Origin of the sequence: Halobacillus sp. A1, from assembly GCF_024189295.1 — a bacterium.
Taxonomy (GTDB): domain Bacteria; phylum Bacillota; class Bacilli; order Bacillales; family Halobacillaceae; genus Halobacillus_A.
On the sequence record NZ_JAIZEN010000001.1, the window covers coordinates 385,697 to 398,426 of the forward strand.

Consider the following 12,730-nt stretch of genomic DNA (forward strand, 5'->3'; position numbering starts at 1 on the left):
ATTTATATAAAGGGCGGATTGTATGAAAACGTCATTAAAAAAATTATTAATGCTATTTGATAAAAAGGAAAAAAGAAAATTCTTAATTTTATTTGCTATGATGATAGTGGCTGCCATCTTTGAAACAGTGGGGATAGGATTAATTGTCCCATTTGTAACCATAGCAACTAATCCAGAACAAATTCATGAACATGCTGTATTTTCATATGTTTCTGAGTTGTTTAATCTCCAAACATACAATTCTTTTATTATATTGGCTGTGGGTGTTTTACTATTCGTATTTGTTATAAAAAATCTATATCTTTTATTATTTCAGTACGCACAATTTAGAATAATTTTAAATCAACAGGTGAGTTTATCTAGGCAACTATTTCAGGAATATTTAAAGAAGCCATACACTTTTCATCTAAAACGAAACACTGCCGATTTGTTACGAAATGTTAATTCAGAAGTACCTAAAGTATTTCAAGGTATCATATTGGCTGGATTTCAATTGTTCACAGAATTACTAGTGATCACTTGTATCTTAATTTTATTACTTCTAACCTCACCCATAGCAACTCTTACCGCTTTCACTTTATTAGGTGGAAGTGTTTTTATTTTCTTTAAACTGTTTAGAAAAAAAATATCTTCTTTAGGTAAAGAACAACAGAAAGTGGACGGGACAATGATCAAATGGGTTAATCAAGGGTTGGGTGCCAATAAAGTGGTTAAAGTATCGGGAAAAGAAAATTTTTTCATAAAAGCCTATACTGGTCAAAGTCAAATAAAAGCTAATAATAGCCGCTATATGAAATTGCTAGAACAAGTACCGCGATTGTTTATTGAAACCTTATTAGTTTCTGTAGTTTTAATTACTATGGTGATTATTGTTATACAAGGGGAAAATACTACGGAACTAATATCAACGATGGCCCTTTTTGCTATGGCTGCATTTCGTTTAATGCCATCTATCACCCGTGTAGTAGCGATGATCACTACCATAAGATATAGTCAGCCTGCTTTGTCAGTAATCTATGAAGATCTTTTTTCAGATAAAGATGAACACTCAATATCGCTGGACACTCAGAGTATAGCAATAAATAAAAAAGAAAAAGCATTTAAAGAATCCATACAGTTGAACAATGTCTCCTATCGCTATCCAGGTCAAGATATTTTATCTATTAAAGATGTCACACTAAACATTCCAATTGGAAAATCAGTAGCTTTTGTGGGGGAATCAGGTGCAGGGAAAACTACACTAGTTGATATAATACTAGGATTGTTAAAACCTGAGCAAGGGCAAGTAATGATAGATGGAAAAAAATTGACCGATCAAAAAAGGTTATGGCAGCAGAGAATTGGTTACATTCCGCAATCCATTTACTTATCAGATGACACTATTAGAAGGAATATTGCATTTGGAGTTGAGGAAGAAAGCATTGATGATAAAGAAGTTTGGAGAGCTCTAGAACAAGCTCATTTAAAACAATTCGTGAAAACTCTTCCGGAGCAACTTAATACTCAAGTAGGTGAAAACGGGGTAAGGCTTTCGGGGGGACAAAGACAAAGAATTGGAATAGCCAGAGCTCTCTATCACAATCCTGAGATTTTATTTTTAGATGAAGCGACCTCTGCATTAGATAATGGAACCGAAAAAGAGATCATGAAAGCGATTGATAGTTTAAAAGGTGATATGACATTAATTATTATTGCTCATAGGTTAAGCACAATTAAAAATTGTGATATTGTGTTTGAATTTAATAACGGCAAATTATCAGAAGAAAAAAATACAACAAAAAGTCGTTCTCTTATCATTTAAACCAATAATTGTTTATTTAGAAAAGGTTGATTTCTTTCTCACTACTTTATGTTTAGGAGGAATTTGGAGCATGGCAAAAGTCAGCATAATAATACCTTTATATAATGTGGAGAAATACTTGCGTAAATGTCTAAGGTCGGTGATAGATCAAACGCTGAGCGATGTGGAAATTATTTTGGTTAATGATGGATCGAAAGATAAAAGTGGGGAAATTGCTGAAGAATATAAAAGGAATGATTCGAGAATAAAAGTGATTCACAAAGAAAATGGCGGAGTGTGTTCTGCAAGAAACGCTGGATTACAGATCTCTACTGGGGAATATATAGGCTTTGTAGATCCTGATGATTGGATTGAACCCAACATGTTCGAGGTTATGTATTATAAGGCACTGGATAGTAATAGTGATTTGGTAGTGTGTAATTATGATTGTGTTTATGAGCAATCCACTACTTTTAAATGGTTGAATATTAAAGATGAGTTAATTGATGTTCAAGAACTCGGTTTATCAAACTATTATTATGAATATTTCCTCAAATATACTCATGGAGATATTGTTTGGAATAAGCTGTATAAGCGATCAATCATTAATGAGCACTTCATCAAGTTTGAGAAGCACTCAGAGGTATTTGCTGACGATTTATTATTTAATCTGTATTACTTATGTCATGTGAAAACTATTTGTACTGTTAACAGGTCATTTTATAACTATTTTCAAAGAAGTAACCATTCGATAACTAGCACCCCAAGGCCTCAGCTTTCTAAGCGATACACACGCTTAGTCGAGTATTTTATAGAGTATGCTAAGAGTCAGGGGGAATTTAGAAGTATAAGTAATATACCACCTATTTTATTTTACCTGTTGTTTAGAAATAGTATCTCTCATAAAGTTAAAACAGAAGGTGATTTGAGTTTTATTAAAGAAGTTTTTGATAGTTTATCAGATTCGAAAGTATATAAACCACTCTTGAAGCAACTAACATTTGGAAATTCGCCCAATATATATTGTAAACAAACTGGTCAAAGCATTAAGACTAACATTTATATGAGAATATATTCAGGAATATGTTTATTACATTTGAATCAACTTCTAACCTTCTTAATAAAGTATGAACAATCAAAAAAATAATATTGATATCACCCTAAGTGTTCTACTTTATTTTGTGGGTGGTTTTTTAAATTGCACGACTATTGGGAGAGTTATAAATTATGGGTAACTATCATGACCAGTACCATCAATACTTATATATTGGTGACTCCTTATATATAAACAGTACCAAGAATTTAATTAGTGTATTAATAGATCTATATTTTAAAGCATTGCCATTTAGCTTCATTGAGAGGAAGACTAGAAGTGGTAAACTTAATAACTCACTTCTTCTTATAAGGTTAATAAGAGTCTTTCAACTAACCTATAAATTCCATAAATTAAAGAGAAAGGTAAGGGTTGGTACATCATCAAAACTTCTTTATTGTAAAGCTGAAGGTGACTTTCTTTTGAAAACTAGGAATAAGGGTATCAAAATATTTAACATAAGAAATAAAAAGGCAACCACTTTATTTGCACCATTATTATCTTCAGAAGATATTGAAAATAGAATAAATACATTAAAACAATCCGAAAAATGTAGCTTGGCTCCAGCTTTAATAAACACCGCTTTGACGAATAGGTACTACACTGAAACTTATGTGAATTGTAGAAGAACGAATAGAGAAGATTTAATTGAGGCTGGTCTGGAGCAACATGCGTTTTCAGTAATACTAGACGTGTTAAGATCAACCCCCCCTTCAAAAATTGATTTATTTTATTACAGATCTATTTTAAAGCAGGAATTTGAATCTTTATTAGATAATGAAGTTTTGCGAAAACAAGATTTAACCAATATTAAAGAATTTGTAACGTGCAATTTTAACAAGTTAAAAAGCTTTAACCAAATTAATAAATATATAATTTTAGGTTTTTCCCATGGGGATTTATGGGAGGGGAATATATTGCAGGAAAGTGGTAAGAGCTATGTAATAGATTGGGAAACATTAGGGTATAGGTCCTGTTATTTTGATTATTACTTCTTTATGATCGACACCACTCGTAACCAAAATCAATTAAAGGCACAAATAGAAAAAAGCTATTTTACTTTTTTTACAAAAAAATTAAAAGAATTCGAAGGTTTCAATTCACTAGAGACATCTACAAATTGTGCCTCTTTATATAAATATTTATTCTTTACTGAGTGGGTTATATTAAAATTAAGCGAGGGAGATAATGTTGCAGAAATTAATAAAATGATTAGTCGTTTTCAACTTACTGAAAAGTATATCAGATTGTTAAAATAGGTTAAGATTTTTATAAAGACAATTAGTTTTTAGGTTGGAGGGTCTTTCTAATAAATATATAGATTACTTCTTTGATGACATACTGAACAGCTTTTAAATACAAAAAGAAGTTATTTGTGAGCGTATTATTAATATAGAGAAGGAATTACACAGAAGAATTTGTGTTATGTTGTTAAATATGTTTAGAACTTCCTTGCTTAATCTATATGAGGGGAAAATTAGATAAAAGTGAAATTAAAGAAATTATATGTGTATACGTTACAAAAAAATTTAGAAGCAGCGCGTAATCCTGTGGCTTTAGAATGGTCATAGTAAAAAAGTATACAGAATATCTTTATAAGTTAGGACGGAAAGTTTATAGGAATAGTCTACCAAAGAAAACGATTAAAATGGTGAGTTCGAAAATACCTGTTATTTAAAGTGAATTATAATTTTTCTTAAAAACCATGTAGGCAACTACATGGTTTTTAATCGTTAACCTGAAACCCTATAGTTTTTTCGCGGAATTTGATTTAAGAGTAACTACAAAATATGACTACAAAATCAATTTAAAAGGCGGGGATTAATTTGGGGAAAACTGCAAAAAGAGTTCTGGTTACTGGGGGAGCCGGTTTCATTGGTTCTCATTTGTGCAGGGAATTATTAGCAGAAGGTTATAGAGTAACTTGTCTAGATAATTTATTAACGGGTTCAATCGAGAATATCAATGAACTCCTTGACCATCCTAACTTTAAGTTTATATTACATGATATAACTTTACCTATTGAGCTGGAAATTGATGAAATATATAATTTGGCATGTCCGGCCAGCCCTGTTCATTACCAATATGATCCGGTTCGGACTATTCGAACAAGCGTCCTTGGAGCTATGAATGTACTTGAATTAGCTAAAAAAACAAATGCAAAGGTTTTACAAGCATCTACATCTGAAGTTTATGGAGATCCAGCAGTTCATCCTCAAGTAGAAGAGTATTGGGGAAATGTTAATCCAATAGGTGTTAGAAGCTGCTACGATGAAGGGAAGAGGTGTGCCGAAACTTTATTTTTTGACTACTTTAGACAATATGGTGTGGATATTAAAGTTATTAGGATTTTTAATACTTATGGACCCAATATGCATCCTGAAGATGGCCGTGTAATCAGTAACTTTATTGTTCAAGCTTTAAAGGGCGAAGGGTTATCTATCTATGGAAACGGAGACCAAACCCGCTCCTTTTGTTTTGTCGATGATTTAGTTAATGGAATGATGAAGATGATGAATACTGACAACTTGCAAGGTCCAATAAATTTAGGAAACCCTCAGGAATTTACGATTCTTGAATTAGCAGAGAAAGTTATTCAGATAACTAATTCCTCTTCACAGTTGCAATTTAACCCTTTACCTATGGATGACCCTAAACAAAGAAAACCAAATATAAATGAAGCTGAAATTAAATTAGACTGGACTCCAAGGGTTTGTCTGGAAGAGGGGTTAAAGGAAACGATTAGATACTTTGAGGGTAGGTTATCGAAAGACAAAGGAATAGTCCTGCAGAAATTCATATTATAAGTATTGAACTTTATATCCACTTAAAAACTATACTTCATAAATAACTCATAGAGGTGTAGGCTCAATTAAGAAATAACGATTTAACAAATTTTATTCAGATTTTAATTTGAAATTAGTTTCAACAGTGGATAGGAGGGAATAAATTAGACAAAGCAGAACAAAAGGAGATTGTCATGAGACTAGCATTTATTTCAGATATACACGGAAATGCAAGAGCCCTTGAATCAGTATTAAACGATATCGAAAAAAGAAAAATCGACCAATTATTTGTACTTGGAGATATATCCTATAGAGGTCTGGATCCTGAACGCTCTGTGGAAATGGTCCGTCAATTAAAAGCTAATGTAATTAAAGGAAACGCGGATGAATGGATTGTCAGAGGTGTCCAGGAAGGTGAAGCGGCGGAAGATGCGATTGAAGGGATGAATGAAGAGAAGGAATGGTCATCATCCAACATGAGTCAAGATTCAGTTCAATATTTAAAGGATTTACCAGAGGAAATTAATGAGGAGTATGAAGGGGTCAATATACACGCGTTTCATGCAACCCCTAAGGACTTATTTGAAGTGGTAAAACCAACTGAAACTGATGAAGACATGACAGAACGTTTAATGGCTAACGAAGTGGCTGATATTTATATTTATGGTCACATTCATACACCATATATTCGTCATATTGGCGGGAAGATAGTAATTAACACAGGCAGTGTCGGGTTACCATTTGATGGATTAGCCCAACCCTCCTATGCCATAGTTGATATAGAAGATGGAGGAGTGCAGACTTCTATTGTGCGGACAAACTATGATTTAGAGGAGTTAGTTGAAGATATTAATTCTTCAGACTACCCTAATAAAGATTTATTAAGAAAATTATTAATGAACGCTTCAGTATAAAACAGTTAAGTTTAGTAAGAGGTAGCTATTAGGCTATCTCTTTTTTTTGAAAAAAGGAAGCTTTTACAAAAGCTTATTCAGATGAAGAATAAGCTTGTCATTTAATAAAACAATAATTATTAATCCAACGACGTCATATACATATAACTACTTGCTTAAAAAAGGATGTGTTGGGTTTCGCATGTGGAAGTTAAGAGATGTAGGCAATTGGTTTGAGAAAGAAATTGAGAAGATTAGTTATCAAGGGCATAGGGGTGCTGTAACTAACATTAATGCTGCAGAATGTAATGATATTTCCACCTTAGACTGGGTTGAAGGGTCAGAACTGGTAGAAATTGAGGACACACAACCACCAAATGAAGTTGAAAACATATTTGCTACAGAAGTGCTTCAAGAAAGTCTTACTTTAAATTGGACCGCAAGTCAATCAAGTGATGTCAAAGAATACAATATTTATTTAGAAGAAAATTTAATAGGTACAACTACAAACACCACTTTCCAAGTGGAAGCTTTAACTGCTGGTACAGAATATACTTTTACAATAAAAGTGGTTGATCAGGCAGGCAACGAGTCAGCGGGGGTTTCGTTTAATGTAAGTACAGCTAGTGTTCAGTATTATTTACAGATGTCTGGAGTTGATAGCTTTTTTAAAGCTCCGTCTTCAATTCCTGTGCACAATATTATTGTCCTTCAAGGTTTAATATCGATAAAGGATAACGGTGATACTTTTTACAGTGGACCAGGTGGGTACTCCATTATGTCCGGGGCGAAAAGAAATATTGAAAAAATAGAAGTGAACGGCACTCAAATCCCTGGAAATCTCGGTAACTACGTTCCAATTGGAGAGGATTTTGAAGTCGTTCATTATTTGATTGATCCAAAGAGTGGGAGTTTTACTCTATATGGTTCAAACAGCTCGAACTCTATGCCGGGTAATATTTATAGAATCGCTGTGTATCATGATGATACTTTAATTGCTGAATACGACACTTCAGAAGGCAATGTGTTAGATCAATCAGGAAACGGTCACGATGCTTCAATAAATGGATCTCATAATTATATAGAGATCGACTAACACAGGAGTGTTGATATGTTAGGTAAAATAAACCGCTTGAAAGATAATTGTGATGATAAATTCATCTATCCTTTAACCGTTTCAAAAGCTGTTTATGTAAATGAAACGCAGAATTTACAAAGCAAACTATCGGAGTTAGACCAGCAGTTCTCGGGTTTTTCTTTTGAAGATATCATGGATATTGATTTTAGTGATGTTAATGAACGAGGGATCGTTTCTTTTCAAAATGGTGCTTGGAAGGTAGTTCCTGACATAACTAACAGTTATTTATTAGAACTCGAGAAGTGGGATGTTTCAAATGAGGGGAATGACGCAGCCAATACCTCTGAGAAGTTAAATGAAGCGATTCAATGGGCAAGTCAAAATGGATACGATGAATTTGTGCTTCCGAATGGTGTGTACCTAATTGATGAACAAAATCCTTTAATCATCCCAAGCAGAATGACTTTTAACTTAGGCGGTTCAAAACTTCGTATACAGGATAATGGTTTAGAAAGGTATAGTGTAATTTTAATCGAGAATAAATCGGAATTCATTAGAATTACAAATGGCGAGATAGAAGGCGACCGCTATAATCATGACTTTGAAACAGTGCCAGGAACTCATGAATGGGGTATGGGAATAACTGTTGAACATCATTCAAGATTTATTCATATAGATTTCCTTCATATTTATAACGTAACTGGTGACTGTGTATACACGGAGGCTCAGCCAAATTTTTATAATATGAGTGCATTTGACTATTGGGAGCAGGGAAGTCTTAACATTGCTGATGGTAGTTTAATTGATGACGTTTCAAGAATTAGAAGCATAGATTTTATTGATTTACCAGATGCAGCAATTAGTGAGTATGGATTTTTTAACGTTTGTGGCAATAGTTTTGGGGATTTTGGGCGAGATATAAGAAGCGAAACCTTTGACGTTGTTTTTTACGATGATAATAATGATTTTGTTGACGTATTAACCAGAGTCAAAGTTTTCGATGATATCGAAGTTCCTGATGGAGCTGCCAGTATAAAATTATCCTTATATCAGGGTACACTTCCAACCGACGAAGAAGGCACAGCATTGAGTTTATGTGTATCTTTAAGCCCCAGGTACGTATATATAGAGAATTGTAATCTTCACCATGCTAGAAGGTGTGGAATAGTACCTACAGGGAAACATTTGTTTATTAGTGGAAATAAAATTCATCATATAAGTGGAGCTTCACCAGGTTGTGCAATCGATGTTGAAGATGGATATGGTTTAAATCAAAATATAAGAATATATAACAATCATCTCTACGAGACAAGAATCGGTGTGGCCTTTGTAAGTACGCAGCATGTTTATTTTTATGGTAATTATATGGAGAGGTTAGGACCTAGTACCGTATGGGGTGAGTGCAGGCAAGTTCACATTAATGATAATATCATCAATGGAAGCAGCTGGGATTTACAGGGGGAGGCCTTATTTAATGGGAATACAATGTTCCATTCTTCTGTTAGTTCTAGACGATCGGCAAGACATTTAATAAGTGATAATTATTTCTATAACAGCTCACTAAGTTTGAGTAAAGATTTACCTTTTACTTCACTAATAGACGCCAATTATTTTTACAGAGACTTAAATAATACATCTTCTGCAGATGGTCAAAATGACTTGCAATTAACTGGATCCCCACAAATTATTCAAAATAATCACTTGGATGAAGCCAGGTTTTATAATTATTCTGATCAAAATGGATGGATGATGACTAATAATCATTTCAAACTGATCCCTGGTACATTAACAGTGACAATTGCTCCAGGACTGTATAGAGAGTGCTATTTCGACTGTTCTGCATTGGACTCTCCTTTACAATTCCGAGTTAATTCCACGGGTTATAAGTATGAATTTAAAGATTGCATATTTAATGAAACACAATTTTTTGCAAGTTACGATCAACCAATGGACATTTTACGTTTTGATCAATGTGAGATCAATACAACACAAAACAGGTTTGTATATTTTCGAGATATGAATGGAATTTTAGAATTTACAAATAATCGCTTTAATATGAATCCAATAAGTGAAAATCCAGAAAGTATTATTTCATTACTTACATCATCATTTACCTCTAGTGAAAAAATCTTGTTGAAAGGGAATACGTTTACGTCGTATGGCGTTTCCATGCAAGTAATTCCGTTGTCAGAGTATCCGGTTCCAGACTTTCAGATTAGAGATAATACTTTAGAGAATACAACGATCGATCCTAATAATAGTCACCTCATTTTATCTAATAACTTGATTAACGGAATAAAAGATCCTTACTTTATTGTTTCAACAGAACCCACTTCTGGTTACTTTAGATATCGTCAAAAGCTGGAAGAAGCTGACTTAGAACCTGGTGGATATATTGGTTGGATATGCATACATGAAGGTACGGCTAATGAAACTAGCTGGCAAGCCTCTACCGTATATTCTTTAGAAGAGATGGTTAATTATAATGGGAATGTTTATAAAGCAATAGATGCAGGTACTTCCTCTACCACAGCTCCGAGTCATACATCAGGGAGTGCGGTGGATGGCGGAGTTACCTGGGAATTTGTTAGTGAGAAGGCTATATTTAAACAATATGGATTGATAGCTGAGTAATAATTAAAATAAGTACACAGGGCATTCCTGTGTACTTATTTTTTAGTTTTTAAACTTTAATACTATAAATACTCTCCTGTCATAGTCCGAATTTTGGAAAAATAAGGCGAAAAACAAATATTAATATTGTGTTCTTTATAGAAGTATGTTAAGTTCTTTATATAGAATGAAGCTATGTAATACGCTAACTGTTTACTAAAATATGCAAATTTGTACAACTTTTTCGTTCGTTATAAAGAAATGATGTTTTTATTTAAGAGGGAAGGCAGGGAAATTTATGAGCGCAATTGCTGGGATTATGAATTTCAATGAGGAACCTATATCAATTGATCATGGTAAAGCTATAATGAATTCACTTCATAGGTTCCCTGCTGATGATGTACAAATGTGGAGGCAAAAGACCATTTTTTTAGGATGTCATGCCCAGTGGATTACCCCTGAGTCAGTAGGAGAGAAATTACCTTATTATGATCCTGAGAGAAAATTAGCGATTACAGCTGATGCAATCATTGATAACCGCCAGGAGCTGTTCGATGCGCTTGGTGTTAGTAAAACACTTAGATTGAAGATGCCGGACAGTAAGCTGATTTTACTTGCTTATCACAAATGGGGGGAAGAATCTCCTAAATACTTAATTGGAGATTTCGCTTTCATGATTTGGGATGAGCGAGAACAAAAACTTTTTGGTGCGAGAGATTTTTCTGGCAGCCGTACACTTTATTATTTTAAGGATCCCCATAGATTTATTTTTTCTACAGTAATACATCCATTTTTTACTTTACCTTATATTGAGAAAAAATTAGATGAACAATGGTTAGCTGAGTACTTAACTATTTCTGGAATGATCGATTCAGTAGACGCTGTGCTCACTCCTTATAAAACTATTCAACAAATACCACCATCACACAGCATAACTATCCGCCAAGGTGAAATTTCTTTTCACAAATATTGTTCATTAAAGCCTGGAAAGCAGATTAAATATAAATCGAATCAGGACTACGTGGAAGCTTTTCAAGAAGTTTTTCAAAAAGCCGTCGATTCCAGGCTGCGCACCCATAGAAATATAGGGGCCCAATTAAGTGGGGGATTAGATTCAGGAGCGGTAGTAGGTTTCGCTTCAAATACGTTACAACGTGAGAATAAGCTATTGCACACTTTTAGTTACATCCCCCCGAAGGATTTTGAAGATTTTACCCCCAAGCAGTTGATAGCTGACGAGAGTCCAAATATAAATTTAACGGTAAAGCACATAGGTGGGATAATACCGCATTATCTGGACTTTGAAGGTAAAGATTCTTATTCAGAAATGGATGATTTTTTAGAAGCGATGGAAATGCCTTATAAATTTGTGGAGAATTCTTTTTGGTTAAAAGGGATGTTTGAAAAAGCGCACCAGGAAAATATAGGCGTATTACTAAATGGAGACAGAGGAAACTTCACTATCTCCTGGGGATCAGCTTTAGACTATTACGCCACGTTATTAAAAAAAATGAAATGGCTGCGGTTAACTCATGAGCTTCACAATTATAGTCAAAAAGCGGGCGGTGCCAGATTTGGGAGACTGCCTAGTATCGCTAAAATCGCTTTTCCTACGATCAGCAAACTATTATCAACTGAACCTTCTTTTCGCTTTCCCATGTTGGTTAACCCTGAATTTGAAGAAAAGAATGGGGTTCTAAAAAAGCTTGCTGGTCACGGAATAGGTGAAACCGGGTGGCTCAAAGCATCCACTATATATGAAGAAAGGAGATCATTGTTTGAGGATATGTTTCCATGGAGTTCAGGAAATACGTTGACTGCTAAACTTTCTTTACGTTACTCACTATGGAAGCGGGATCCCACCAATGATTTAAGAGTAGTACGTTTCTGTTTAGCTTTACCAGAAGATCAGTTTATTCAGGCGGGTTTAGACCGTGCACTTGTACGAAGGTCTACTAAAAAGTTATTACCTGACGAAATAAGGCTGAATCAAAAGACTAGAGGTGTACAAGGTATGGATTGGGTGCACCGAATGATTCCCCACTGGGATAATTTCTCAGATGAAGTTCAAAAGTTAAGTATCGACCCTGAGATGGAGAAATATTTAAACATGGATGTAATAAAGAAAGCATCCTTGAAATTAAAAGAGAAGCCTGATCCTACCCATGCTACTAAAGCGGATTATAGGGTGCTCATGCGCAGTTTGATTGTGTATCGTCATATTAAAAGTTTTCACTGAGAGGAGGTGAGATTATGAAAAAGGAATGGCAAAATCCTGTAGTAGAAGTTCTAGATGTAAATAAGACGATGCTAGGAACTGAAGGTGATCACCTTGATAATGATTTTCCAGAGGGTACACACAGAGGGGATTTAACGTTTAGTTAATTCCGTAGAAAAAGTGAAATTTTTAAATGGTCACCTGAGCAAAGGGTATAGAAGTTCTCTATACAACCGTATAGAGAACTTATTATATCTTTTATGAAAATA

At 34.2% G+C, this 12,730-nt stretch carries 9 protein-coding genes; all 9 read left to right on the forward strand.

The window, feature by feature from the left end:
• The first annotated feature begins 22 nt into the window (after positions 1–22).
• The 9 genes from LF817_RS01750 to LF817_RS01790 all read left to right on the forward strand — a co-directional run bounded on the left by LF817_RS01750 (position 23) and on the right by LF817_RS01790 (position 12,628).
• Entirely contained in the window at positions 23–1,801 is a 1,779-nt protein-coding gene (locus LF817_RS01750; protein ID WP_253934037.1) for an ABC transporter ATP-binding protein, read from the forward strand.
• Positions 1,802–1,871: 70 nt separating this feature from the next.
• On the forward strand, positions 1,872–2,927 hold the full coding sequence (locus LF817_RS01755) for a glycosyltransferase (RefSeq protein ID WP_253934038.1): 1,056 nt from the start codon (positions 1,872–1,874) through the stop codon (positions 2,925–2,927).
• An 80-nt stretch (positions 2,928–3,007) separates the two neighbouring features.
• Positions 3,008–4,132, forward strand: coding sequence for a protein kinase family protein (locus LF817_RS01760; protein ID WP_253934039.1), 1,125 nt, complete (start codon positions 3,008–3,010; stop codon positions 4,130–4,132).
• Positions 4,133–4,699: 567 nt separating this feature from the next.
• Complete coding sequence (locus tag LF817_RS01765; protein ID WP_253934040.1) at positions 4,700–5,680, forward strand: UDP-glucuronic acid decarboxylase family protein; 981 nt, start codon at positions 4,700–4,702, stop codon at positions 5,678–5,680.
• 173 nt (positions 5,681–5,853) lie between these two features.
• Positions 5,854–6,573 carry a metallophosphoesterase family protein gene (locus tag LF817_RS01770; protein ID WP_253934041.1) on the forward strand — a complete coding sequence of 240 codons (720 nt, stop codon included), beginning with the start codon at positions 5,854–5,856 and terminating at the stop codon, positions 6,571–6,573.
• Between the two features lie 181 nt (positions 6,574–6,754).
• Complete coding sequence (locus LF817_RS01775; RefSeq protein WP_253934042.1) at positions 6,755–7,648, forward strand: fibronectin type III domain-containing protein; 894 nt, start codon at positions 6,755–6,757, stop codon at positions 7,646–7,648.
• A 15-nt stretch (positions 7,649–7,663) separates the two neighbouring features.
• Positions 7,664–10,264 carry a hypothetical protein gene (locus tag LF817_RS01780; RefSeq protein WP_253934043.1) on the forward strand — a complete coding sequence of 867 codons (2,601 nt, stop codon included), beginning with the start codon at positions 7,664–7,666 and terminating at the stop codon, positions 10,262–10,264.
• Between the two features lie 277 nt (positions 10,265–10,541).
• Positions 10,542–12,482: a lasso peptide isopeptide bond-forming cyclase gene (locus LF817_RS01785; protein ID WP_253934044.1), complete on the forward strand. Its 1,941-nt coding sequence runs from the start codon at positions 10,542–10,544 to the stop codon at positions 12,480–12,482.
• A 14-nt stretch (positions 12,483–12,496) separates the two neighbouring features.
• Entirely contained in the window at positions 12,497–12,628 is a 132-nt protein-coding gene (locus LF817_RS01790) for a paeninodin family lasso peptide (RefSeq protein WP_253934045.1), read from the forward strand.
• Positions 12,629–12,730: the final 102 nt, after the last annotated feature.

Excerpts from the sequence above, each read along its gene's own strand:
- LF817_RS01785 (WP_253934044.1), top strand. The coding sequence starts at position 10,542 with ATGAGCGCAATTGCTGGGATTATGAATTTCAATGAGGAACCTATATCA.
- LF817_RS01750 (WP_253934037.1), top strand. The coding sequence starts at position 23 with ATGAAAACGTCATTAAAAAAATTATTAATGCTATTTGATAAAAAGGAA.
- LF817_RS01755 (WP_253934038.1), top strand. The coding sequence starts at position 1,872 with ATGGCAAAAGTCAGCATAATAATACCTTTATATAATGTGGAGAAATAC.
- LF817_RS01780 (WP_253934043.1), top strand. The coding sequence starts at position 7,664 with ATGTTAGGTAAAATAAACCGCTTGAAAGATAATTGTGATGATAAATTC.
- LF817_RS01770 (WP_253934041.1), top strand. The coding sequence starts at position 5,854 with ATGAGACTAGCATTTATTTCAGATATACACGGAAATGCAAGAGCCCTT.
- LF817_RS01760 (WP_253934039.1), top strand. The coding sequence starts at position 3,008 with ATGGGTAACTATCATGACCAGTACCATCAATACTTATATATTGGTGAC.
- LF817_RS01790 (WP_253934045.1), top strand. The coding sequence starts at position 12,497 with ATGAAAAAGGAATGGCAAAATCCTGTAGTAGAAGTTCTAGATGTAAAT.
- LF817_RS01775 (WP_253934042.1), top strand. The coding sequence starts at position 6,755 with ATGTGGAAGTTAAGAGATGTAGGCAATTGGTTTGAGAAAGAAATTGAG.